Genomic DNA, 23,411 nt, shown 5'->3' on the forward strand with positions numbered 1-23,411 from the left:
TAATATCAATAGATTAAAATATAAAAGATAATAAACTAAAGTTATTGCTGACAAAAAAATACAATCATTAACCAAGGGGATATTCACTGCCATACCAACCGGCCTGCTTTTTACCAGGAATACTCTTAATTAAAAAATTAACCATTAGCACGATCAACCGGCTTAATTGCTGATAGCCAGTCAGATATGCCTGATTTTAGATAAGAATGAAGCAAGAGATAATTAATTTAATTTGCAGCAAAATAGTGACGGGAGAAAGTAAATCAGGACCATGTTTTAACAGAGCCTGACACGGTCAGGCTCTTTTTCTTGACGAATTATTTACCGTTCCAGCTTTGCAAGCGCGATTCCCGCACAGACAGCTGCTGTTCCGGTGTCAGTTTATTGTAGTTTTCCGCCATTCCGCTCTCCCAGTCGCCGTAGAGCGGATTCGGCAGCACGATGAACTGCGTTCCAAACTGCTGATGGTTAAGATTCACAAAATCACGACGCGTCTGATTACCCTGATGCCAGGTCGCGCCACCAAAATCGTTGAGGTTATCGCCAACGTAGAGCACCACGTTATAGCCGGCATTTTTAATGGCATCGAAACGTGCCTGCTTATTGGAGCTGTCAGTATTCAGACGTACCGTTTTATCGCTGACGTTGGGGAAACCGAGCCGCTGCATGTTAGCGACCGTGGCCGCGTAATCTTTCTGATCGCGGTTCGACACATAGAACAGCGTGCCGCCATTCTGTGTGACATGACGCGCAAACTCTATCGCGCCCGGCACCGCTTTCGCCTGCCGCGCCTGTGTCCAGGCTGACCAGGTTTTGCTGCTGAACGGCTGGCCGTTCTTCGCCTGCCACGCGCTGTAGGCACTGTTATCCAGCATCGTCTCATCCAGATCGACAATCACCGCTTTGGGTTTGCCAGTCAGCGAGGGGGCCTGATCAAACGCCATACGCGCGGTATTAAATGCCTGCCAGGTCAGCGCCTGATATTCACCAGACTGCTGGAACCAGTTTACCGCCAGCACCGATTGCTGGCCGAGTTGCTGTTGCGCGGTCTGATGTGTCGACGAGGCGCAGCCGGTAAGCAGCAGCGCGACCAGTCCGGATGCAGCCAGTTTTGCGGAGGTTTTCATCATTTCATCCTTAAGGTGAGAAAGGTCTGAGGAGAAGCTTCAAAAATGTAGCAGTTAACGTAAGCTGTGGGCAGCCCAACGCACGCTGTTATAACAGGAGATTCCTATGGCCGTGATCCCGCGCTCGCCATTGCTCGATTCGCTGGAGTGGCTCGAATATGCGTTTCAGCCAGCCGGTGAGCCACCACCCGCTGATGCAGCCTATGGACATCAGCGCCACAGCGCGACCGTGGTCACCGATATCGAGAACATCCCACCCAAAAGCTGCGAGTCTGACGGCGTGATCGGCAGCGGGACGCGCCCGGTGGCGGTCTACACCGCCGACTGCCTGCCAGTGCTGTTCGCCGATCGCCAGCAGCGGATCGTGGCCGCGGTTCATGCCGGACTCAAAGGTACGCTGGCGGGTGTGCTGACCCGCGCGGTTGAAAAACTGTGCGAGCAGGGCTGCGAGCCGCAGAACCTGATGGTGGCGATCGGTCCGGCGATGGGCCCCTGCTGTTATGAACTGGCCGAACCGCAGCTGGCGGAGATTGCGCAGAACCCGGCATTGGCCAGCGGGCTGCGCTGGCACCAGAACCAGCCGGTTAATCCTCTGGCGCAACGTCCACAGGCCGCTGCCCGCCAGCAGGGTGTCTGGTTCGATCTGCCTGCGCTGGCAACGCATTTACTGGTGCAGGCGGGTGTGCCGGCTGCGCAGATCGATAACGTCAATGTCTGCACCTACTGCATGGCCGAAAGCGGTTCAAGCTACCGCTTCAATACCCACCACGGCAGCGGCTATCACTCCCGCTATTCGTGGATCCGTCGACGTTAATGGGTTTTCTGGCACCGCGCTGACAGCATGTAGCGGAACCTGAACAGCGACGGGCGCTGACGCCTGTCGCGAAGCTACGCGGGCCACGGATGACGGTCTTAACCTCTTTGCGCAAGGCACGGGCGACCTCCGCCCACTCTTTGTTACTCACCTCACTCCCCTGCCGTTGTTTATGATTTCACTCACACCCTGACATTCTTTCACTTTTTTTTAACGCAGAAGTGGCTAGAGTGAACTCATCCGACCACTTTACCGTGAGTGACTATCATGTCCGTCAATCCTGACTATCCTGCGCTGTTTACGCCGCTGGACCTTGGCTTTACCCGACTGAAAAACCGCTTTCTGATGGGGTCAATGCACACCGGACTGGAAGAGCATCCGGATGGCGCAGCCCGGCTGGCGGCTTTTTACGGCGAGCGGGCGCGTGAAGGCGTCGCGCTGATCGTCACCGGCGGCATCGCCCCCAATGCCCAGGGTGTCACCACCGCGCATGGCGCGATGCTCACCGACGAGACGCAATGTGACTGGCACCGGCAGATTACGGAGGCGGTACATCAGCATCAGGGCAAAATCGCCCTGCAGATCCTGCATACCGGTCGTTACAGCTATCAGCCCGATCTGGTTGCGCCCTCGGCACGCCAGGCGCCAATTAACCCGTTTACGCCACAGGCGATGAGCGAGGCGGCGATTGAACAGACCATTGATGACTTTGCCCGCTGCGCCCGACTGGCACAGCAGGCGGGCTACGATGGCGTGGAGATCATGGGTTCCGAAGGCTACCTGATTAATCAGTTTCTGGTGAAGCACACCAATCAGCGCACCGATCGCTGGGGTGGCGACTTCCGGCAGCGGATGCAATTCGCACTGGCGATTACCCGCGCCGTTCGCGCCGCGACCGGTGACGCCTTTATCATCATCTTCCGGTTGTCGATGCTCGACCTGATCGAAGAGGGCAGTACGCTGGAGGAGACGCTGTTGCTGGCGGGCGAGCTGGAGCAGTGCGGCGTCACGCTGTTTAATACCGGTATTGGCTGGCATGAGGCGCGCATCCCGACCATCGCCACCTGCGTGCCGCGCGCGGCCTTTGCGTGGGTGACGCAGCGCCTGCGTGAACAGGTGAAGGTGCCGGTCATCGCAACCAATCGCATCAACCATCCCGCCGTCGCCGAGCAGCTGTTGCAGTCCGGCTGCGCCGATATGGTGTCGATGGCGCGCCCTTTTCTCGCCGATCCCGCCTTTGTCACTAAAGCACAGCGTGGTGAACCGGACAGCATCAACACCTGCATTGCCTGTAATCAGGCCTGCCTCGATCAGGTGTTCGCCGGTAAAATCACCTCCTGCCTGGTCAATCCGCGCGCCTGCCATGAGTCGCTTATGCCGGTCATCGCCAGCACCGCCCCGCGCAGGCTGGCCGTAGTGGGCGCCGGTCCGGCCGGCATGGCGTTTGCGCTGCAGGCGGCGCAGCGCGGCCATCAGGTAACCCTCTATGAGGCCGCGCCGGAGATAGGCGGCCAGTTCAATCTTGCACGGCTGATCCCTGGCAAATCAGAGTTCAGCGAAACGCTGCGCTATTTCCGGCATGAGCTGGCGGCCGCAGGCGTGACGGTTCAGACAGGCAGTCGGGTGACGGCGGATCAGTTGAGTGACGCCGATGAAGTGGTGCTGGCGACCGGCATTCAGCCGCGTACGCCCGATATTCCGGGCATCGACCACCCCAGCGTGCTGAGCTATCTGGAGGTGCTGCGCGATAAGCGCCCGGTAGGTAAACGGGTAGCGATTATCGGCGCAGGCGGTATTGGCTTTGATGTGGCGGAGTATCTGTCACAGCCATCCCATGACGAAGATCTGGCGGCGTTTTATGCCGAATGGGGCATCGACCACAGCCTGACGCAGCGTGGCGGCGTGATGAAACCCGAGCCGCCTGCTGCGTTACGGCAAATCTGGCTGCTGCAACGCCGATCGGGAAAACCGGGTGCCGGGCTGGCAAAGACCACCGGCTGGATCCATCGCGCCAGTCTGCAGGCGCAGGGCGTTGAGATGTGGGGCGGCGTTGAGTATCTGGCGATTGATGACAGCGGCCTGCATCTGCGGCGCAACGGCGAAACGCTGTTGCTGGAGGTCGATAATGTGATTATCTGTGCCGGACAGGAGCCGCAGCGCGAACTGGAAGCCGCGCTGCGTGCAAAAGGACAGAGGGTGACAGTCATCGGCGGTGCAGATGTGGCGCAGGAGCTGGATGCGCGCCGTGCGATTGCGCAGGCGACGCAGCTGGCATTAACCGTCTGACTAGCGCATTTTCACCGCGCGCAGCACCACGAACTTCTGGTTAGAGGCGATCAGCGTACAGTTACCAAACAGCTTCTTCAGCTTGTGGTGATAATCGAGGTGGCGGTTGCCGACAATACGCAACTCGCCGCCATACTGAAGGCAGCGTTTGGCATCGCGGAACATCTGCCATGCCAGGTGATCGGTCACCGCGTGCTGCTGGTGGAACGGCGGGTTGCACAGCACCGCGTGCAGCCGATCTGACGGATAGCCACTCAGCACGTTGTTCACCAGGAACTGACAGCGTGACAGATCCTCTGGACGGTTCACTTCCACGTTAAGCTTGCTGGAAGCGACCGCCATGTAAGACTCATCAAGGAAATGCACCTCGGCCTGCGGGTTCTGCTCCAGCGCCACCAGTCCCACCACGCCGTTACCACAGCCGAGATCGACAATCTCGCCCTCAATGTTTTCCGGCAGATGCTGCACAAAGAGCCGTGCGCCGATATCCAGCGAAGCGCGCGAGAAGACGTTGGCGTAGTTGTGAATCTGATAAGGGGTACCATCCAGCGGCCAGACCAGCGTCGGCGTGGCCTCACGCAGTTCAGGCTTGCTGAACTGGCTGTAGATCAGACGCGCTTTTTTCCACGCCAGTGAGGTTCTGGTTTCACCAATGATCTGTTCGAACAGCTGCAGGGTAGAGTTATGGATCTCTTTGGCGCGCGCCGCCGCCAGAATCACCGTATCAGGCGTGACGACTTCGCGAATGGCGCGCAGCTGGTGCTCCAGCAGCGCCAGGGTTTTAGGCACCTTAATCAGCACAGCCGCAGGTGAAGCAGGCAGTTCCGCCAGGCTATCAACAAAGTGAACGTCGCTGTCATCCAGCCCATTAAAGGTCAGGTTCTGACGGGCGGCCTGCTGGCTCAGCCAGGAGTCGCTGACGTGCCAGACGGTACGCGAATTCAGGGCGCAGGTTAAGGCCCCGAAACTGTCGTTGAAGACCAGCACCGGCCCCTCTGGCAGCGCCTGCTGTAACAGATATTCATCAGCCGCATCCCAGGCTTGTAATGGACTTTCGTCACGCATCTGCGGGAAGCGATGCAGGATCAGTGTGCGATCGTTCAGTTCAAGTTGGCTCATGAATTCTCCGGCGTGGTACACTTTGGTTGATTTTCGCCCCAAAATCGGGGGCGCAGTATACTGTCTTTCGCCTGGAATCCCTAATGTCCTCACTGATCTACCTTCAGGGTTATCCTGCCCCCCTTCTTGAGCAGGTTCAGTCGCTGATCGCCCATCAGCGCTTAGGTGCGTTCCTGCAGGAACGTTATCCCGACACCCACGCCGTGATGAGTGATAAAGCGCTGTATGACTACACGCAGGCGCTGAAAAATCGCTATATGCGCAATGCGCCGCCGATCAGCAAAGTGATGTGGGATAACAAGATTAAGGTGATGAAGCATGCACTCGGGCTGCACACTGCCATCTCGCGGATTCAGGGCGGTAAGCTTAAGGCGAAAGCGGAAATCCGTATCTCGACCTTTTTCCGCCTCGCGCCAGAGCCGTTTCTGCGGATGATCGTGGTGCATGAGCTGGCACACCTTAAAGAGAAAGATCACGATAAGGCGTTCTACCAGCTCTGCTGCCATATGGAGCCGGATTATCACCAGCTCGAATTTGATGCGCGACTGTGGATGACGGACCAGGCGATGCGCGGCAACGCGGCTTAAAGAAACTCCTGCGCTTTCTGAATCAGACTGGTTTTGGTCAGCGCCCCCAGAAAGCGCCGTTCCTGCGGATTGTTGAGCACCGGCAACCGCTCCAGCGTCACCGCCGCAAAGGCTTCCCATCCCTCACGCATACTCTGATTCTGATACACCACCGGGAAATCCTGATCCATCACGCACTGCACCGGTGAGTCGAGGGTGATCTCCTGGGCCAGCACCCGGCGCGAAATTTCATGAATCGAGACCACACCGAGGAAAGCGCCCGCGGCGTTGATCACATAAACATAGCGTTCACGCTTCAGGGAGCTGACCGCCAGCGCCTGCCCCACCGACTCCTCCGGCTGCAACGCCGCACCTGCAATAATCAGCTCAGCAATGCGCATGTTATCGAAATCATATTTCGCTTCTGAACGGCTGAAGTGATGACTTACGACCGGATAAGTACTGGCGGATTGCAGGCGATAGACCACCATCGACGCCAGCACGGTAGCGATCATCAGCGGAAACAGCAGGCTGCTGTTGAGCGTCATCTCCAGCACCATCAGCATCGCCATCAACGGCGCCTGACTGACCGCCGCCAGCACCGCCGCCATACCAATCGCGGCATAGAGCAGCACATTGCCGAGCGGCAGATGCAACGCCGCCCCCACCGTCGCGATGATCACCCCCAGCAGCGCGCCAATCAGCAGCGAAGGGGTAAAGAGTCCGCCGACGGCGTTCGAGCCTACCGACAGGCTGGTAGCAAGGGTTTTCAGCACCAGCAGCAGCAGCAGACCCGGCAGCAGGTAGTGCCCTGCCATCACTTTGACGATCACCTCGTAGCCGTTGCCGAGGATATCAGTGGAGATCAGCGCCAGTAAGCCGACCGCAAAACCGCCCGCCCCGAGGCGCAGCGGCAGGGAGGCGACCCGGCTGAACAGCACTTTGCTGCGGGCGATGCATTTAATCACGATCCAGCCCGCCAGACCGGCGCACAGACCAATCACCACCGTCATCAGCAGGCTGCTGAGATCCATGGCGAAGTTCGCGTCTGCCAGCGGATAGAGCGCGCTGCGAAAACCCAGCGTCCACATGGTCATCACCGCCGTGGCGGCAGCGATGATCAGGGGGATCAGCCGCTGCAACGCAGAAATGCCGAAGGCGATTTCCGCCACAAAAATCGCCGACGCCAGTGGCGCATGGTAAACCGACGCGAGGCCCGCCGCCGCGGCCATCGCCACCACGTCACTGTTTTTCAGGTTAAGTGAGGCCGGTAACAGGCGACCAATCGCACTGCCGCACAGTGCCGAGAGCTGCACCATCGGCCCCTCTTTACCTATCGAGGCGCCGCTGCCGATACTGGCAATCGACGATAAGGCGCGGAACAGTGAGGTCCGGGTCGGCACCGCATCGAGCCGGGCGTTGATCACTTCAAGGTAATCCGTTTTCACCGTCTGCTGCTGCTCGATGGCAACGGCATAACGCAGAAAATAGCCCGCCAGTACGCCGCCCGCCCCCACCAGCAGCGGCCAGAAGATCCACGGCCAGAGATGCAGGGATTCGGTTATTTCGCCACTGCGGGCAAACAGCAGATGGTTGATCAGTTCAATCACGCCGCGGAAAGCCAGCGTCACCAGCGACGCCGCACACCCGACCGGAATGGCGATCAGAAGTGTGGTCCAGTTTAATGCGTGCTTACTTGCTTTCACCTGCGCTCCCTGGTTGGTACATAAACATCATCGCTTCCGCATATTATTGGAATGCGGATCGCAGGATCAATCCCTGCCCGCCCGGCACCATTGCACAGCGTGGGTGAGATGTTACTCTGCCGCTTTACAGCTGCTGGAGAGATGACGTGATTCGTTTTGCCATTGTGGGAACAAACTGGATTACACGCCAGTTTATTGATGCCGCTCATGAAACCGGAGCGATGAAGCTCTGTGCGGTCTATTCACGCAGTCAGCAGCAGGCTGAGGCCTTTATCGCCGATTATCCCTGCAAACAGACCTTTACCTCACTGGAAGCGCTGGCCGCCAGCCCGGAGATCGATGCGGTCTATCTGGCCAGCCCCAACGCCCTGCACTGCCAGCAGGCGCTGCTGTTTATGTCGCACGGCAAGCATGTGATTTGCGAAAAACCGCTGGCCTCTAACCTGGCAGAAGTGGAACAGATGATCGCCTGCGCCCGTGAGCATCAGGTGGTGCTGTTTGAGGCGTTTAAAACTGCCAGCCTGCCTAATTTCCTGCGGCTGCAGCAGGCACTGCCTGACGTGGGTAAACTGCGAAAAGCGCTGCTGAATTACTGCCAGTACTCCTCACGCTACCCGCGCTATCTCAACGGTGAGAACCCCAATACCTTTGATCCGCGCTGGTCGAATGGCTCAATTATGGATATCGGTTATTACTGCCTGGCCTCGGCAGTGACGCTGTGGGGCGAGCCAGATCGCGTGCAGGCCAGGGCGACTTTGCTTGCGAGCGGCGTGGACGCGCACGGCGTGGTGGTGCTGAGTTACGGTGATTTCGATGTGACGATTCTGCATTCGAAGGTGAGTGATTCCAGCCTGCCCAGCGAGATTCAGGGTGAAGCGGGCGCGCTGGTGATAGAGAAGTTATCGGAGTGCCAGCAGCTGACTTTTGTGCCGCGGGGCGCGGAAAAGCAGACGCTGAGTCAGCCGCAGCATATCAACACCATGCTGTATGAGGCCGCCGCTTTTGCCCGGCTGGTTGAGCAGCGCCAGGTGGACCACCCTTCGCTTGAGGTTTCGCGGATTACTGCATCGCTGCTGACTGAGATACGCCGCCAGACCGGCGTGATCTTCCCGGCCGACCAGGCTGCTGTGTAAATATTTCTAAATATGTCTGAGAGGTGTTGCTTCCTGTGCGGCTAAACCGTAACTTACCCTCCTGCAAAGGGGAGTAACTTGTAAGCTGATTGATCGTCATTACGATGCGAAAGCATCCGGTCATCAGGCAACCCGGAATCAATTTCTGTGTTGTAAGTGAGACCTTGCCGGAAGGCGAGGTTTGCTTACACAAAAATAAGCGGCTGACGTCTTCTGACTTCAGCCGTTTTTTTATTTTTCGGACAGGATACGAATATGCAAACTGTGGGTACGCCTTTACTGTGGGGCAGCTTTGCGGTTGTGGTGCTTATCATGCTGGCTATCGACCTGCTGTTGCAGGGACGCCGTGGCGCGCAGACCATGTCTTTCAAACAGGCGGCCGTCTGGTCGCTGATCTGGGTTTCAGTCTCACTGCTGTTCAGCGCCGCCTTCTGGTGGTATCTGGAGGGCAGCGCGGGACGTGAAGTCGCTAACACGCAGACGCTCGCCTTCCTGACCGGTTACGTGCTGGAAAAAGCGCTGGCGGTGGATAACGTCTTCGTCTGGCTGATGCTGTTCAGTTACTTCTCTATTCCGGCCAATCTGCAGCGCCGGGTGCTGATCTATGGGGTATTAGGCGCTATCGTGCTGCGTACCATCATGATCTTCGCCGGTAGCTGGCTGGTCACGCAGTTCAGCTGGATCCTCTATGTGTTCGGTGCCTTCCTGCTGTTCACCGGTGTGAAAATGGCGCTGGCGAAAGAGGATGACAGCGCGGTGGGCGAAAAACCTGTGGTGCGCTGGCTGCGTAAGCATCTGCGCATGACTGACGATCTCGACGGCGAGAAGTTCTTCACCCGCAAAAACGGCGTGCTGTTTGCGACGCCACTGCTGCTGGTGCTGATCATGGTAGAAATCAGCGACGTGATCTTTGCGGTCGACAGTATCCCGGCGATCTTCGCCGTGACCACTGACCCGTTTATCGTACTGACCTCAAACCTGTTCGCTATCCTGGGTTTGCGTGCCATGTACTTCCTGCTGGCAAACGTGGCGGAACGGTTCTCGATGCTGAAGTATGGCCTGGCGATTGTGCTGGTGTTCATCGGCTTTAAGATGCTGATTGTCGACATCTACCATATCCCGGTCGGTATCTCGCTGGGTGTGGTCGGTGCCATTCTGGCATCAACCCTGCTGATTAATGCCTGGGTTAACCGCAAAAGAGACCAGAAAAAGCTCGCACCATAATTACCTGCAGGGGCAGCCGATGCCCCTGTTTTATTTTGTGGCAGCCTGTCACGCCATTTCATCCCTCTGTCACACTTCCACTATCCAGCATAATAAAAATCTGACCTGCTCCACAGTGACAGAACTTTCTCTTTTCACGTCCGATCTTTTCCTTATACTCCGCCGGGCAAACCGTTTTAGCCGATGCAAAACATCGCGTCTGAAACTACATCCGCGACAAAATATAGAAAATATTATGCAGAAAACTCTCTCCGCACGTCTGGGCACGCTGCTCGCCGGAAGCCTGGTGAAGCAAATCATGATTGGGCTGATCGCCGGTGTGGCGCTCGCCTGGATTTCACACGATGCCGCTATCGCGGTCGGTCTGCTGGGTGAACTGTTTGTCAGTGCGCTGAAAGCAGTCGCGCCATTGCTGGTACTGATGCTGGTGATCGCCTCGATTGCCAACCACCAGCAGGGCCAGAAGAGCAATATCCGGCCGATTATTATGCTTTATCTGCTGAGCACCTTTTTCGCGGCGGTGGTCGCGGTGGTCTTCAGCCATCTGATCCCGCAGACGCTGACGCTGGCGGTGGGCACCACGGAAATCACACCACCATCCGGCATTACCGAAGTGCTACGCGGACTGCTGATGAGCATGGTGTCGAATCCAATCACGGCCCTGATGAACGCCAACTACATCGGCATTCTGGTGTGGGCAATTGGTCTCGGGCTGGCGTTCCGTCATAGCAGTGACACTACCCGCGCCTTTCTCAATGATGCCTCTCATGCGGTGACCTGGCTGGTACGCTGCGTGATTCGCTGCGCGCCGATTGGTATTTTCGGTCTGGTGGCCTCGATCCTCGCGTCCACCGGCTTTGGCGCGCTGTGGCAATATGCGCATCTGCTGGCGCTACTGATCGGCTGTATGCTGCTGATGGCGCTGGTGGTGAACCCGCTGCTGGTGTTCTATAAAATCCGTCGCAACCCCTATCCACTGGTCTTCACCTGCCTGCGCGAAAGCGGCGTGACCGCCTTCTTTACCCGCAGTTCTGCCGCCAACATTCCGGTGAATATGGCGCTGGCGAAACGTCTGGATCTGGATGAGGATACCTATTCGGTGTCGATTCCGCTGGGCGCAACCATCAGTATGGCGGGGGCATCGATTACCATTACCGTGCTGACGCTGGCGGCGGTGCATACGCTGGGGATCAGCATTGATGTGCCGACGGCGATTCTGCTGAGTCTGGTGGCGTCACTCTGTGCCTGTGGTGCATCTGGCGTGGCGGGCGGTTCGCTGCTGCTGATCCCGGTGGCCTGTAACATGTTCGGCATTCCGAATGATCTGGCAATGCAGGTGGTGGCGGTCGGCTTTATTATCGGCGTCCTGCAGGATTCGGCGGAAACCGCACTGAACTCTTCAACCGATATTCTGTTTACCGCCGCCGTCTGTCAGGCTGAAGCGGAGCGCGAAACCAGCCGGGCCTGATTCAGTTAACATAAAAAAGGCGACCCGTATGAATAATTACGGATTGCTTAAGACTGCTGCTATGCCCACATCAGGGTTAATCCAGCCGCGACGGATAAACTCAACGCGCAGGGAACACGGGCAGAAGAGGAAAGCGTCCCGCGCCAGGGATGGCGCGGGCCGAGCGTGTCATGGATGACGGCCTTTGCGACTTTCCGATCTGACCGTGTTCCCTTCGCAGGCTCGGTCTCACCGCCACAGAGCTGGACTTTATCAACGATCTCAAGCGACCCGCACTTTAGCGGGTCGTTTTTGTTTAAAGCGTCACACCACTTTTGAAAATCGCCAGCTCGCGGAAATCGTTCTTCTCGTTGTTGGTCGGCTGACCGCTGGCAATCGCCACAATGCTGTCGACAAAGTCTTCCAGCATCGCATCCATACTCATTCCCTCGATCAACCGTCCGGCATTAAAGTCGATCCAGTGCGGTTTCTTCTCCGCCAGCGGCGTATTGGTGGCCAGCTTCACCGTCGGCACAAAACCGCCATAAGGTGTGCCGCGTCCGGTACTGAACAGCACCATGTGGCAACCAGCTCCCGCTAGCGCACTGGTGGCGACCGCATCATTGCCCGGCGCACTCAGCAGATTCAGCCCCGGCGTTTTTAACCGTTCGCCATACTTCAGCACATCGACCACCTGGCTCTGCCCCGCTTTCTGGGTACAGCCCAGCGACTTCTCCTCCAGCGTGGTGATACCGCCCGCTTTGTTGCCTGGTGACGGGTTTTCGTAGATCGGCTGCTGGTGATCGATAAAATACTGTTTGAAATCGTTGATCATCGCCACCGTTTTGCTGAAGGTCTCCTCGTCGCGACAGCGACTCATCAGAATCCGTTCTGCGCCAAACATTTCCGGTACTTCGGTCAGTACGGTCGTGCCGCCATTGGCGATCATCTGGTCCGAGAAACGTCCCAGCAACGGATTGGCGGTGATGCCAGACAAACCATCTGAACCGCCGCACTCCAGACCAAACTTCAGCTCGCTGAGTTTGCCCGGCTCGCGCTGGTCGTGACGCATTTTTTCATACAATGCGTGCAGCCGCTCCAGCCCGGCTTCCACCTCATCGTCATGCTGCTGGCACACCATAAACTCGACCCGGTCGCTTTCAAACGCGCCGAGGGTGTCACGGAAGGCATCAACCTGATTGTTTTCGCAGCCGAGACCAATCACCAGCACCGCGCCAGCATTAGGATGGCGCACCATGTTCTGCAGCATGGTGCGGGTGTTTTCGTGATCCTGCCCCAGCTGCGAACAACCGAAGGTATGGCTGAACAGGAACGCGCCATCGATATCTTCTGCCTCCTGCGTCTCTTTCAAGAAACGCTGCAGGATCTGACGCGCAATGCCGTTGACGCAGCCGACGGTTGGCAGGATCCACAGCTCATTGCGGATGCCGACCTCGCCGTTAGCACGACGGTAGATCTGCACCTCACGGTCACCCGGCTGCTGCGGCAGCGTCATAAACTCGGGCTGATACGCATACTGATCCAGATCGCTGAGATTGGTGCGGGCGTTCTGCGAATGGATTAACTCACCGGCGGCCACAGGCTGCGTGGCATGGGCAATCGGCAGCCCATATTTGATCACCAGCTCATCCTGCGCGATAGGCTGCAGGGCAAATTTATGCCCGCGTCCGACCGCCTGTTGCACCGCCACACTCAGTGGCGGCAGCTCTATCATGGCGCCCGCGTCTAAATCACGTAACGCCACGGCGACATTGTCGCGGGGATCAATTTTAATTGCGTCTTGCATAGCGTTATCTCAGTTGGCTCAGCGCCTCACGCATTCCGTGGGCGATGATATTTTGCAGGTGTTGGGTGACAGCCGCAGCCAGTCCGGGCTGACGGGTTAAATCTTCACCCCAGTGTTGCGCGTCGCTGAGTACGCCGTTCACCAGCTGTTGCGGTGACAGCTGATCCGCATCAAGTGCTTTCCAGGCGTCGGCGTAGCGCTGTAACCACTGCGGCTCGTCCTGCAATGGCCAGCTTTTGCCGGCTGACTCGCCGCGATAAAAAGCGATCAGCGCGGCCAGCGCAAAAGTGATGTGTGTCGGCCACTCGCCGGTTTGCTGATGCGCGGCAAGGAGTGGGGTCAGCAGACGGGTGCGGAATTTGGTCATGCCATTAAGGGCAATCGACAGCAGCGCGTGGCGAATAAACGGATTGCGGAAACGACGCTGTACCGCATCGGCAAACGCGTGCAGTTCATCGGCAGGCAGGTCCAGCGTCGGGATCACTTCGTGACGCAGCAGGTTATCCACAAATCCGGCGATAGCCGGATCGGCCATCGCCTCTCCTACGCTCTCAATACCGGCCAGAAACGCGACCGGCACCATTGCAGTGTGCGCGCCATTGAGAATGGCCACTTTCTGCGCTTTATAGGGCGCAATGTCATCCACATGCCGAACCTGCGGCGACAGCGCCGCCAGCTTCAGTTCATTAAACAGCGCCGACGGCCCCTGAATCACAAACTGATAGTAGACTTCGCCCGCCACCAGATAGCGATCTTCATAACCCAGCTCGCGTTGCAGCGGCTCGCTTTCCGCCGGGAAGCCGGTGACGATGCGGTCGACCAGGGTGTTATAGAACGCGCAGTGCTGATGAACCCAGGTTTTAAATTCGGAGGGCAGATGCCACTGATCGGCGTAGCGCAGCACCAGATCGCGCAGCGTGTCGCCGTTATGGTCAATCAGCTCGCACGGCACCACCAGCCAGCCCCGGTCGCTGGCGCCGTTGAAGTGGGAATAGCGCGCCCACAGCAGCTGCGTCAGTTTGCCGGGGAAACTGCTGGCGGGCTGATCGGTGAGCTGATCCGTGCCGACAAAGGCGATGCCCGCTTCGGTGGTATTGGAGAAGACCATGCGCAGATCAGGATTACGGGCCAGCGCCATAAATTCGCCGAACTGCTGCCAGGGCTGGATTTCACGGTTGAGGCTGCGGATCAGCCGGGTTTCGCTGACCTGCTCGCCCTGATCGTTCAGCCCGCGGATCAGCGTGGTATAGAGACCATCCTGCTGATTCAGGCTGTCGCTGACTTCACGGTTGCGCGGCCGCACCACCACGATCCCGGCATCGGTGCCCTGATGTTCATTCAGCCAGTCGATCTGCCAGTCAATAAAGGCGCGCAGGAAGTTGCCTTCGCCGAACTGGATCACCCGGTCGCGATAGACGGCGCCCGGAAAGTCGTGACGGTTTAGCCTTTTCATTATCAGGCTCCCAGCTCGATGCCGAAGTAATCGCGGGCATTGTTGAAGCAGATGTTCTGTACCATCTGACCTAACAGTGCTTCATCGGCTGGCGCTTCACCCTGCTCCACCCAGCGGCCTATCATCTGGCACAGCAAGCGGCGGAAATATTCGTGGCGGGTGTAGGAGAGGAAGCTGCGGCTATCGGTCAGCATGCCGACGAAACGGCTCAGCAGACCAATCTGCGCCAGCTGTGTCATCTGACGCTGCATACCATCCAGCTGATCGTTGAACCACCAGGCTGAACCAAACTGCATTTTGCCCGCCTGACCTTCGCCCTGAAAGTTGCCCGCCATAGTGGCCAGCACTTCGTTGTCGCGCGGGTTCAGGCAGTAGAGAATGGTTTTAGGCAGCGCATTATTAAGATTCTGCGCGCCCAGCAGGCGTGCCAGCGGTTCGGCCAGCGGCTGGTCGTTGATCGAATCGAAGCCGACATCAGGCCCCAGCAGCTGGTACTGGCGCGGATTGGTGTTGCGTAGTGCGCCAATGTGATACTGCTGCACCCAGCCACGGCGGGCATATTCGCTGCCCAGCCAGACCAGCACCGCCGTTTTAAACTGTGCCGTTTCCTGCGGGTTGGGCGCGGCACCGCTGCGGCGACGCGCCAGAATCGCATCCAGCGTGGCGTCATCCGCCTCGGCGTAGCAGACCACATCCAGTGCGTGATCGGAGACTTTACAGCCGTGCGCCGCGAAGTGATCCAGCCGCTGATGCAGTGCGCTACGCAGATCGTCAAAACGCTGCACGCTGATGTCCGTCAGCTGCTCCAGCGTCTCGATCCACGGCAGGAAGGTTTCCGCTTCGATATTAAACGCTTTGTCCGGACGCCAGCTCGGCAGCACTTTAACGCTGAAGCTGGCATCGTCTGCCAGCGCGCGGTGATGGCGCAGGTCATCCAGCGGATCGTCAGTGGTGCCCACCATCTTCACCTTCATCTGCTGCATGATGCCGCGCGTGGTAAAGCTATCCTGCGCCAGCAGTTCATTGCAGCGATGCCAGATGCTGTCAGCCGTTTTCTCAGAAAGCAGCGTATCGGTAATACCGAAAGGCCGGCGTAACTCCAGGTGGGTCCAGTGATAGAGCGGGTTGCCGATAGTTTGCGGCACGGTGCGCGCCCAGGCGTCAAATTTTTCACGATCGCTGGCGTTACCGGTACAGAACGCCTCAGCCACACCGTTGGCGCGCATGGCCCGCCACTTATAGTGATCGCCCTTCAGCCAGATGTCATAAAGGTTGGCGAAGCGATAATTTTCGGCAATCTGCTGCGGCGGCAAGTGGCAGTGATAGTCGAAAATCGGCTGATCCTTTGCATAGTCGTGATAGAGACGACGGGCGAATTCGGTATCCAGCAAAAAATCTTCGGTCATGAAACGTGACATACATGCTTCCTCATCGACTGAACCACTGATGGCCCAAAGTTATCATACCAATTTTAGTCCGTTACGGATTTATTTGCGATCCTGCTCGCATAAACGGCGGTGGCTGGCTGCCGTTATGGACGTTTTTGTCGCCCGTATCGCGCTAAATGGCTGTCATTACGCAGGTTTCCAGTATCCCACAGTGCAGAAAGGTTTTTTGTGATGGCTCTCAACTTTTAAAGTTGTATAACAAGTTAGGCTCTCGCCCCATCGTGAGGTCGTTAGCGACTCACAAATGGCAAGGTCATAACAGGGTTGCTCATACAGAACCTGCGGGCGTGAGCAGAGCTGCATCACGTGCTGTCCCGCTCCAGATAACAACAGCGGCAAGACCGCATACAGAACTGGAAGAGGTAGAGGATGCGTAAGATCAAAGGGTTACGCTGGTACATGATTGGACTGGTGACGCTCGGTACGGTGTTGGGGTATCTGACCCGTAACACCATTGCCGTGGCGGCCCCGACATTAATGTCAGAGCTGCATATCACCACGCAGCAGTACTCCTACATAATTGCGGCCTATTCAGCCTGCTACACGCTGATGCAACCGGTGGCAGGTTATGTACTGGATCTGCTCGGCACCAAAGTCGGCTACGCGGTGTTTGCTATTATGTGGGCGATTTTCTGTGCCGCTACGGCGATGGCGGGCAGCTGGGGCGGACTGGCGCTGGCACGTGGCGCAGTCGGTGCGGCTGAAGCGGCGATGATCCCGGCCGGACTGAAAGCGAGCAGCGAATGGTTCCCGGCTAAAGAGCGTTCGGTCGCCGTGGGCTACTTTAACGTGGGTTCGTCTATCGGTGCGATGCTGGCTCCGCCGCTGGTGGTCTGGGCGATCGTGGCGCACAGCTGGCAGATGGCATTTATCATGACCGGTGTGCTGAGCATGGCCTGGGCACTCAGCTGGCTGGTGTTTTACAAGCACCCGAAACAGCAGAAGAAGCTGAGCGATGAAGAGCGCGACTACATTATCTCCGGCCAGGAAGCGCAGCATCAGACCGGCAACACCCGCAAAATGTCAGCACTGGAGATTATCCGTAACCGCCAGTTCTGGGGTATTGCCCTGCCGCGCTTTCTGGCAGAACCGGCATGGGGAACGTTCAACGCCTGGATTCCGCTGTTTATGTTTAAGGTTTACGGCTTCAATCTGAAAGAGATTGCGATGTTCGCCTGGATGCCGATGCTGTTCGCGGACTTCGGCTGCATCCTCGGTGGCTATCTGCCGCCGCTGTTTCAGCGCTGGTTCGGCGTTAACCTGATCGTCTCCCGCAAGATGGTCGTGACGATGGGTGCGGTGTTAATGATTGCGCCGGGCACCATCGGCCTGTTCACCAGCCCCTACGTCGCCATTGGTCTGCTGTGCATCGGCGGGTTTGCGCATCAGGCCCTCTCTGGCGCGCTAATCACCCTCTCCTCAGACGTTTTCGGCCGCAATGAAGTTGCCACGGCTAACGGCCTGACCGGCATGGCAGCCTGGACCGCCAGCACCATGTTTGCGCTGGTGGTCGGTGCACTGGCTGATACGCTGGGCTTCAGCCCGCTGTTTGCCGCGCTGGCGGTGTTTGATCTGCTGGGTGCCGTCGTTATCTGGACGGTTCTGAAAAATAAACCCATTTCAGAGCTGAATGCTGAAGCCGTTATTCCGCAGGCCAGCGCTGTTCGCAGTTAATCTGCCGGGCTGGCGCAAGCCAGCCCATTTCCTCGCACCTCCTGAAGTGGTATAACAACTTATCTGTCTGCTACCAGGATTGTGCTATGGACTTCACTGAATCCCGTCGACTTTATCAACAGCTGGCCAGCGAGCTGAAAAGCCGCATTGAAACCGGGATCTATCCGGTGGGTGACAAACTGCCTGCTGAGCGCCTGATTGCCGAAGAGATGGAAGTGAGCCGCACCGTCGTACGTGAAGCGATCATCATGCTGGAAGTTGAAGGCTATGTTGAGGTCCGCAAAGGCTCGGGCATCCACGTCATTGCCAGCCAGCAGCAGAACCGCATCGCTTCCACCAGCAGTCAGCTGGAGTTCGCCACGTTTGGCCCCTTCGAACTGCTCCAGGCTCGTCAGCTGATTGAGAGTAATGTGGCCGAGTTCGCTGCGACGCAGGTAACGCGTCAGGACATTATCGACCTGATGGCGATTCAGGAAAAAGCCCGCCAGGAGGATCACTTCCGCGACTCCGAGTGGGATATGCAGTTTCATGTACGTATCGCGCAATCCACCCAGAACAGTGCCTTAGCCGCCATCGTTGAAAAAATGTGGCTGCATCGCCTGCACAATCCCTACTGGCTCAAACTTCACGAACACATCGACCAGCGCAGCATTCTCAGCTGGTGCGACGACCACGATCAGATTCTTAAAGCTCTGATGCGCAAAGATCCCGCCGCCAGCAAACTGGCGATGTGGCAACATCTGGAAAATACTAAACAGATGCTGTTTAACGCGACGGCGGATGATTTTGAATTTAACGTGGATCGATACATGTTTGGTGAGAATCCGGTCATCCTGCCTGATGGGTCCAATAACGCCCGCTAAAAGTGCCTGAAAATGCCCTGAGATGGTCAGTTAATCTGCAATAGTGTCAGGTCATGTAAAGCTCCTTTTTACACGCCGTTTCACAAGGTAAAACTCCTGTTCGCCAGAGAGTTTTCCTGTCTCAGACAGGCGATTTTTGTTACAGTTATCGCCCTTTTATTACCCTTTGCGACTGGGGGTTATAAAGTCGCTGATTTAACAATCAATTCTGGAAGGATCCGGAAAATCCCGCCCAGGCTGCGCTCCTAAAATTTATAACGAAATGCCGGTCTGCGTTTAAGTCCCTGTGGGACATGTTTAACAATGATGTTCAGGAATGAATTGATGGATATTTTGCAATCGTTGCTGCATGCCCTCTGGCAGCAGGACTACGAAACCCTCTCCGATCCCACGCTGGTATGGGCCATTTACGGCGTGCTGTTTATGATTTTGTTTTTAGAAAATGGCCTTCTTCCCGCTGCATTTCTGCCGGGTGACAGTCTGCTGATTCTGGTCGGCGTACTGATTGCTAAAGGCACCATGAGCTTCCCTCTGACGATTCTGGTGTTAACGACCGGTGCCAGTCTTGGCTGCTGGGTAAGCTACTTACAGGGCCGCTGGCTGGGTAACACGCCCACGGTACAGAAATGGCTCTCCCATCTTCCCGCCCAGTATCATCTGCGCGCGCACAGCATGTTCCATCGTCACGGCTTATCTGCCCTGCTGATTGGTCGCTTTATCGCGTTTGTGCGTACTCTGCTGCCTACCATCGCCGGATTATCAGGCCTCAGTAATGCCCGCTTTCAGTTCTTCAACTGGGTAAGTGCGTTCCTGTGGGTGGTGATTCTGACCGTTATCGGCTTCGCGCTGGGTAAAACCCCGATTTTCCGTCGTTATGAAGATGAGATGATGTTCTTCCTGATGATGCTGCCGCTGGTGCTGCTGGTGTTTGGTCTGGTGGGATCGCTGGTGGTCATATGGCGTAAGCGTCAGGCGAATCAGAACGGGAAAGCCGAGTAATGAAACTGCTGCAGGCTATTCCTAAACGGTGGTTACCGTGGTTGATCGCTGGCGTCTTTGCGCTGGTCGCGCTTTGTGTGGTCCCCGGTCTGATGAAGCACGAGACGGTGGTGCAGATTCGGGTTTCCCATGCTGGCGCCACCCTGCCCGATGGTTTTTATCTCTACCAGCAATTAAGTGCGCAGGGTATTCGTATCAAAAGCATTACGCCTGCGGGTGATGCACTGATTATCCATTTTGATAGCGAAGAGCAGAGCCTGGCGGCCCAGAAGGTGTTACGCCGTCTGCTGCCACAGGGCTTTATTGTGGCGCAGCACGATCACTCTCAGCACCTCTCACTGGCGTAATCCCCCGACTCCCCTCTCCTTTTCAGACCGTCGCGCCATCGCTCGGCGGTCTGAAAGGCGCTCTATCTCCCGGTCTTCTTTGAACTTTTTACTATGGGTGTCTATGCTTAAGCGAGAGTCGATTCTTAGCACCCGCAGCCATATGATTACGCGGGTGATGACGGATCAGGTCGCAATGGAAGGGTCCAGGACCAATGAAATATCAAGTATTACTGGGAGTCGCGCTGTTTTCGCTGTCGGGATCGCTGCTGGCGGCAGAATCGCTGTGTGAGCAGAAAGAGCAGGATATTCAGCGTGAAATCGGGATGGCGCAGAAGCATAACAACCAGCGCCGGGTTAACGGTCTGGAGCGCGCGCTGACCGAAGTCCGGGCCGATTGCAGCGACAAAAAGCTCGAGGCCGCCCATCTGGAAAGAATTAACGCTCAGAAGCAGAAAGTTGCTGAGCGTGAGCACGCACTCAGGGAAGAGCGTGAAGAGGGCCATGACAAGGAGAAGATTGCTAAGCGACAACAAAAACTGGATGAAGCGCGCCGGGAGCTGAAAAAGTTACAGGCGGAGCCCTATTAATCGGAACTAACCAACTGATGTTAAAGGAGTATTTTATGTCTAAAGACACATCATCGGAACATTTGCGTGCTGAACTGAAAAACCTGGCCGATACCCTGGAAGAGGTGCTGAGCAGCAGCACTGAAAAATCCAAAGGCGAGCTGGATAAACTTCGCAATAAAGCGCGTGTGGCGCTGGATAGCTCACGTGAACGTCTGGGCGAATCAAGCGAGCGCATTGCTGCGACCACCCGCGAAGCGGCGCAAAAAGCCGAAGGCTACGTGCGTGAAAATCCATGGCATGGTGTGGGTATCGGTGCAGCGATTGGCGTCGCACTGGGCATGCTCATTTCGCGTCGATAATTATGGCTGACTCACAGCATAACCACGGCCCGGCTAAAGGGGTCATTAACATCGGCCAGCGCATTGTTACCACGCTGGTTGGCATGGTCGAGACACGCGTTCGTCTGGCAGTGGTGGAACTGGAGCACGAGAAAGCTAACCTGATTCAGCTGCTGTTGATGGTTGGCCTGACAATGCTGTTCACTGCATTTGGTCTGATGAGCCTGATGGTTCTGATTATCTGGGCAGTGGATGCGCAGTACCGTCTGATGGCCATTGGCATCACGACCGGCACGCTGCTATTGCTGGCGGTTATTCTGGGGCTCTGGACGCTTCACAAATCACGTCAGTCCACGCTGTTGCGCCACACGCGCAAGGAGCTGGAAACAGACCGGGATTTACTTGAGGACCAGCGCTGATGAGCCGCCGCGAGCGTGAAGAACGCATCCATGAACTGCTTAAGCATGTGCAGCAGCAGCGGCTGGATTTAAGCGCTGCGCGGCGTGACTGGCTGGAAGGCACCGCCCATTACGATCGCGGCTGGTTCACCTTCCTCAGCTTGCGCCGCTACCTGGCCATTGGCAGCAGTGCGCTGGCTATCTACTCCGTTCGCAGTCCCAACATGCTGTTACGCTGGGTAAAACGGGGATTCGGCGCCTGGAGTACCTGGCGCATGATCAAGTCCGCTCTGCCACCGCGTTAATTTTGCTAAAAGCCGGTCCTGAAAAGGCCGGCTTTTCTTCATCAGAATTTCTGAAAAACACTGACAGTATATCTCGCTTACAACCTTTCCACTCCGCGACTATCATCTCCAGCTATCAACCCAATGAACGCAATACTGCTTTCAGCGGGCATAAACCTTGCGGGCAGCTTGCCCTGCATCCCTGATAGCGCTGGAGTAAATGATGAAAAAATTCGAAGACGTTGGTTTGTTACTGGCTCGCATCCTGATGCCAATCCTGTTCATTACGGCTGGCTGGGGCAAAATCACCGGTTATGCAGGTACTCAGCAATATATGGAAGCAATGGGCGTCCCGGGCTTTATGCTGCCGCTGGTTATCCTGCTGGAGTTTGGCGGCGGTCTGGCTATCCTGTTTGGTTTCCTGACACGTTTCACTGCCCTGTTTACTGCAGGCTTCACCATCCTGACCGCGTTTCTGTTCCACAGTAACTTTGCCGAAGGCGTGAACCAGCTGATGTTCATGAAGAACCTCTCTATCGCCGGTGGTTTCCTGGTGTTAGGTCTGGTGGGTCCAGGTGCGTACAGCATTGATCGCCTGATCAGCAAAAGAAAAACACAGCCAGCGATTGCGCGCTAATCTCACATAAAGCGTAATGCCACATATACTTAGCAGGGCGGGGACATTTCCCCGCCCTGTTTGCATTGGAGCCATTATGGGACAGTTAATTGACGGTGTCTGGCATGACACCTGGTACGACACCAAATCTACCGGCGGACGCTTCAAGCGTTCAGAGTCGGCTTTCCGCAACTGGGTTACCGCGGATGGCAGTGCTGGCCCGGTGGGTAAAGCGGGATTTGTCGCCGAACGCGACCGCTATCATCTTTATGTCTCGCTGGCCTGCCCCTGGGCGCACCGCACGCTGCTGATGCGTCAGCTGAAGGGCCTGGATAGCATGATCGATGTCTCCGTGGTGCATCCGCTGATGCTGGAGAATGGCTGGACGTTCGATGATAGTTTTCAGGATGCGACCGGCGATAAGCTCTACCAGAATGAGTTCCTCTATCAGCTCTATCTGCACGCCGATCCGCAATACAGTGGCCGCGTAACCGTGCCGGTATTGTGGGACAAGCAGCAGAACACCATCGTCAGCAATGAGTCTGCCGATATCATCCGCATGTTCAACAGTGCGTTTGATGCTGTCGGTGCCCGTGCCGGGGATTATTATCCTGTTGCTCTGCACGAAAAGATTGATGAACTGAATAGCTGGATCTACGACACCGTGAACAACGGCGTTTACAAAGCAGGCTTTGCCACTTCTCAGTCCGCTTACGACGAGGCAGTCACTGCGCTGTTCCATTCGCTGTCGCGTCTGGAGCAGATTTTAGGCCAGCATCGCTATCTTACTGGCGATCAACTGACCGAAGCGGATCTGCGGTTGTGGACCACACTGGTGCGATTTGATCCGGTCTATGTGACCCACTTTAAATGCGATCGCCATCGCATCAGTGACTACAGAAACCTGAGTGGTTTCCTGCGTGATATCTATCAGATGCCTGGTATCGCAGAGACGGTTAATCTGCCGCATATTCGTCATCACTACTATTGCAGCCACAAGACCATCAATCCGAATGGCGTCATTTCGCTGGGCCCGGCGTTTGACTGGGACGAGCCGCACGGCCGCGATTAAGCTGCCTGCATATCGCGCAGGGAGCAGATACAATCTGACCGCAATGACAATCTAAACGCGAAGGGAACAGGGTCAGAAGAGGAAAGCGTCCCGCGCCAGGGATGGCGCGGGCCGAGCATGTCAGCTACCGTCTTGATAG

Annotated in this window: 22 protein-coding genes; 16 read left to right on the forward strand and 6 right to left on the reverse strand. The window is 56.7% G+C overall.

Going from position 1 to position 23,411, the window contains the following annotated elements; genetic code table 11:
- Window positions 1-317: 317 nt before the first annotated feature.
- Entirely contained in the window at window positions 318-1,127 is an 810-nt protein-coding gene (locus tag AFL22_RS19490; RefSeq protein WP_052271972.1) for a 5'-nucleotidase, lipoprotein e(P4) family, read from the reverse strand.
- Window positions 1,128-1,233: 106 nt separating this feature from the next.
- Here AFL22_RS19490 and AFL22_RS19495 point away from each other — a divergent pair, with 106 nt between their 5' ends.
- Window positions 1,234-1,941 carry a polyphenol oxidase family protein gene (locus AFL22_RS19495; RefSeq protein WP_052271973.1) on the forward strand — a complete coding sequence of 236 codons (708 nt, stop codon included), beginning with the start codon at window positions 1,234-1,236 and terminating at the stop codon, window positions 1,939-1,941.
- 267 nt (window positions 1,942-2,208) lie between these two features.
- Window positions 2,209-4,227 (forward strand): NADPH-dependent 2,4-dienoyl-CoA reductase, encoded by a 2,019-nt coding sequence (locus AFL22_RS19500; protein ID WP_052271974.1) that lies wholly within the window; start codon window positions 2,209-2,211, stop codon window positions 4,225-4,227.
- Here AFL22_RS19500 and rlmG read toward each other — a convergent pair whose 3' ends face one another.
- Window positions 4,228-5,346 carry a 23S rRNA (guanine(1835)-N(2))-methyltransferase RlmG gene (gene rlmG, locus AFL22_RS19505; protein WP_052271975.1) on the reverse strand — a complete coding sequence of 373 codons (1,119 nt, stop codon included), beginning with the start codon at window positions 5,344-5,346 and terminating at the stop codon, window positions 4,228-4,230.
- Between the two features lie 83 nt (window positions 5,347-5,429).
- Between rlmG and AFL22_RS19510 the strand changes: the two genes are divergently transcribed.
- Entirely contained in the window at window positions 5,430-5,933 is a 504-nt protein-coding gene (locus AFL22_RS19510) for a M48 family metallopeptidase (protein WP_052271976.1), read from the forward strand.
- On the opposite strand, the gene AFL22_RS19515 is transcribed toward AFL22_RS19510, so the two are convergent.
- Window positions 5,930-7,618 carry a chloride channel protein gene (locus AFL22_RS19515; protein ID WP_022623916.1) on the reverse strand — a complete coding sequence of 563 codons (1,689 nt, stop codon included), beginning with the start codon at window positions 7,616-7,618 and terminating at the stop codon, window positions 5,930-5,932. The two genes, AFL22_RS19510 and AFL22_RS19515, sit on opposite strands and share 4 nt — an antisense overlap.
- A gap of 146 nt (window positions 7,619-7,764) precedes the next feature.
- On the opposite strand from AFL22_RS19515, the gene AFL22_RS19520 reads away from it, so the two are divergent.
- The 3 genes from AFL22_RS19520 (at window position 7,765) to sstT (ending at window position 11,443) form a co-directional block, all read left to right on the forward strand.
- Entirely contained in the window at window positions 7,765-8,751 is a 987-nt protein-coding gene (locus AFL22_RS19520; protein ID WP_033769826.1) for a Gfo/Idh/MocA family oxidoreductase, read from the forward strand.
- A 255-nt stretch (window positions 8,752-9,006) separates the two neighbouring features.
- A complete protein-coding gene (locus AFL22_RS19525; protein ID WP_010256559.1) occupies window positions 9,007-9,975 on the forward strand; it encodes a TerC family protein in 969 nt (322 codons plus the stop codon).
- 235 nt (window positions 9,976-10,210) lie between these two features.
- A complete protein-coding gene (gene sstT / locus AFL22_RS19530; RefSeq protein ID WP_010256557.1) occupies window positions 10,211-11,443 on the forward strand; it encodes a serine/threonine transporter SstT in 1,233 nt (410 codons plus the stop codon).
- A gap of 295 nt (window positions 11,444-11,738) precedes the next feature.
- Here the strand turns inward: sstT and AFL22_RS19535 are convergent, their stop codons facing one another.
- The 3 genes from AFL22_RS19535 to uxaC are packed head-to-tail and all read right to left on the reverse strand — an operon-like array spanning window position 11,739 to window position 16,100.
- Window positions 11,739-13,229 carry an altronate dehydratase family protein gene (locus AFL22_RS19535; RefSeq protein WP_052271977.1) on the reverse strand — a complete coding sequence of 497 codons (1,491 nt, stop codon included), beginning with the start codon at window positions 13,227-13,229 and terminating at the stop codon, window positions 11,739-11,741.
- 4 nt (window positions 13,230-13,233) lie between these two features.
- Window positions 13,234-14,682 (reverse strand): tagaturonate reductase, encoded by a 1,449-nt coding sequence (locus tag AFL22_RS19540; RefSeq protein ID WP_052271978.1) that lies wholly within the window; start codon window positions 14,680-14,682, stop codon window positions 13,234-13,236.
- Window positions 14,683-14,684: 2 nt separating this feature from the next.
- On the reverse strand, window positions 14,685-16,100 hold the full coding sequence (gene uxaC / locus AFL22_RS19545) for a glucuronate isomerase (RefSeq protein WP_052271979.1): 1,416 nt from the start codon (window positions 16,098-16,100) through the stop codon (window positions 14,685-14,687).
- A 399-nt stretch (window positions 16,101-16,499) separates the two neighbouring features.
- Here uxaC and AFL22_RS19550 point away from each other — a divergent pair, with 399 nt between their 5' ends.
- From AFL22_RS19550 to AFL22_RS19595, 10 genes are all read left to right on the forward strand, one after another.
- Complete coding sequence (locus AFL22_RS19550; RefSeq protein WP_010699779.1) at window positions 16,500-17,804, forward strand: MFS transporter; 1,305 nt, start codon at window positions 16,500-16,502, stop codon at window positions 17,802-17,804.
- Between the two features lie 86 nt (window positions 17,805-17,890).
- Window positions 17,891-18,667: a transcriptional regulator ExuR gene (gene exuR, locus AFL22_RS19555; protein WP_022623920.1), complete on the forward strand. Its 777-nt coding sequence runs from the start codon at window positions 17,891-17,893 to the stop codon at window positions 18,665-18,667.
- A gap of 324 nt (window positions 18,668-18,991) precedes the next feature.
- Window positions 18,992-19,666: a DedA family protein gene (locus AFL22_RS19560; RefSeq protein ID WP_010256544.1), complete on the forward strand. Its 675-nt coding sequence runs from the start codon at window positions 18,992-18,994 to the stop codon at window positions 19,664-19,666.
- On the forward strand, window positions 19,666-20,013 hold the full coding sequence (gene mzrA, locus AFL22_RS19565) for an EnvZ/OmpR regulon moderator MzrA (RefSeq protein ID WP_010256540.1): 348 nt from the start codon (window positions 19,666-19,668) through the stop codon (window positions 20,011-20,013). The genes AFL22_RS19560 and mzrA overlap by 1 nt, the downstream gene beginning before the upstream one ends.
- A 194-nt stretch (window positions 20,014-20,207) precedes the next feature.
- Entirely contained in the window at window positions 20,208-20,582 is a 375-nt protein-coding gene (locus AFL22_RS19570; protein ID WP_010256536.1) for a DUF1090 domain-containing protein, read from the forward strand.
- A 35-nt stretch (window positions 20,583-20,617) separates the two neighbouring features.
- A complete protein-coding gene (locus tag AFL22_RS19575; protein WP_010256532.1) occupies window positions 20,618-20,923 on the forward strand; it encodes a YqjD family protein in 306 nt (101 codons plus the stop codon).
- A gap of 2 nt (window positions 20,924-20,925) precedes the next feature.
- On the forward strand, window positions 20,926-21,321 hold the full coding sequence (locus tag AFL22_RS19580) for a phage holin family protein (RefSeq protein WP_010256529.1): 396 nt from the start codon (window positions 20,926-20,928) through the stop codon (window positions 21,319-21,321).
- Entirely contained in the window at window positions 21,321-21,605 is a 285-nt protein-coding gene (locus tag AFL22_RS19585; RefSeq protein WP_010256526.1) for a YqjK-like family protein, read from the forward strand. The genes AFL22_RS19580 and AFL22_RS19585 overlap by 1 nt, the downstream gene beginning before the upstream one ends.
- Window positions 21,606-21,807: 202 nt before the next feature.
- Window positions 21,808-22,221, forward strand: a complete 414-nt coding sequence (locus AFL22_RS19590; protein ID WP_010256522.1) for a DoxX family protein — start codon at window positions 21,808-21,810, stop codon at window positions 22,219-22,221.
- Between the two features lie 76 nt (window positions 22,222-22,297).
- Window positions 22,298-23,272, forward strand: coding sequence for a glutathione S-transferase family protein (locus AFL22_RS19595; protein WP_052271980.1), 975 nt, complete (start codon window positions 22,298-22,300; stop codon window positions 23,270-23,272).
- The last annotated feature ends 139 nt before the right edge of the window (window positions 23,273-23,411 follow it).

Origin of the sequence: Pantoea sp. CFSAN033090 (assembly GCF_001264395.1) — a bacterium.
Lineage (GTDB): Bacteria > Pseudomonadota > Gammaproteobacteria > Enterobacterales > Enterobacteriaceae > Pantoea > Pantoea agglomerans.

Excerpts from the sequence above, each read along its gene's own strand:
- AFL22_RS19490 (WP_052271972.1), bottom strand. The coding sequence starts at position 1,127 with ATGAAAACCTCCGCAAAACTGGCTGCATCCGGACTGGTCGCGCTGCTG.
- AFL22_RS19495 (WP_052271973.1), top strand. The coding sequence starts at position 1,234 with ATGGCCGTGATCCCGCGCTCGCCATTGCTCGATTCGCTGGAGTGGCTC.
- AFL22_RS19500 (WP_052271974.1), top strand. The coding sequence starts at position 2,209 with ATGTCCGTCAATCCTGACTATCCTGCGCTGTTTACGCCGCTGGACCTT.
- rlmG (WP_052271975.1), bottom strand. The coding sequence starts at position 5,346 with ATGAGCCAACTTGAACTGAACGATCGCACACTGATCCTGCATCGCTTC.
- AFL22_RS19510 (WP_052271976.1), top strand. The coding sequence starts at position 5,430 with ATGTCCTCACTGATCTACCTTCAGGGTTATCCTGCCCCCCTTCTTGAG.
- AFL22_RS19525 (WP_010256559.1), top strand. The coding sequence starts at position 9,007 with ATGCAAACTGTGGGTACGCCTTTACTGTGGGGCAGCTTTGCGGTTGTG.
- sstT (WP_010256557.1), top strand. The coding sequence starts at position 10,211 with ATGCAGAAAACTCTCTCCGCACGTCTGGGCACGCTGCTCGCCGGAAGC.
- AFL22_RS19535 (WP_052271977.1), bottom strand. The coding sequence starts at position 13,229 with ATGCAAGACGCAATTAAAATTGATCCCCGCGACAATGTCGCCGTGGCG.
- AFL22_RS19540 (WP_052271978.1), bottom strand. The coding sequence starts at position 14,682 with ATGAAAAGGCTAAACCGTCACGACTTTCCGGGCGCCGTCTATCGCGAC.
- uxaC (WP_052271979.1), bottom strand. The coding sequence starts at position 16,100 with ATGTCACGTTTCATGACCGAAGATTTTTTGCTGGATACCGAATTCGCC.
- AFL22_RS19550 (WP_010699779.1), top strand. The coding sequence starts at position 16,500 with ATGCGTAAGATCAAAGGGTTACGCTGGTACATGATTGGACTGGTGACG.
- exuR (WP_022623920.1), top strand. The coding sequence starts at position 17,891 with ATGGACTTCACTGAATCCCGTCGACTTTATCAACAGCTGGCCAGCGAG.
- AFL22_RS19560 (WP_010256544.1), top strand. The coding sequence starts at position 18,992 with ATGGATATTTTGCAATCGTTGCTGCATGCCCTCTGGCAGCAGGACTAC.
- mzrA (WP_010256540.1), top strand. The coding sequence starts at position 19,666 with ATGAAACTGCTGCAGGCTATTCCTAAACGGTGGTTACCGTGGTTGATC.
- AFL22_RS19570 (WP_010256536.1), top strand. The coding sequence starts at position 20,208 with ATGAAATATCAAGTATTACTGGGAGTCGCGCTGTTTTCGCTGTCGGGA.
- AFL22_RS19575 (WP_010256532.1), top strand. The coding sequence starts at position 20,618 with ATGTCTAAAGACACATCATCGGAACATTTGCGTGCTGAACTGAAAAAC.
- AFL22_RS19580 (WP_010256529.1), top strand. The coding sequence starts at position 20,926 with ATGGCTGACTCACAGCATAACCACGGCCCGGCTAAAGGGGTCATTAAC.
- AFL22_RS19585 (WP_010256526.1), top strand. The coding sequence starts at position 21,321 with ATGAGCCGCCGCGAGCGTGAAGAACGCATCCATGAACTGCTTAAGCAT.
- AFL22_RS19590 (WP_010256522.1), top strand. The coding sequence starts at position 21,808 with ATGAAAAAATTCGAAGACGTTGGTTTGTTACTGGCTCGCATCCTGATG.
- AFL22_RS19595 (WP_052271980.1), top strand. The coding sequence starts at position 22,298 with ATGGGACAGTTAATTGACGGTGTCTGGCATGACACCTGGTACGACACC.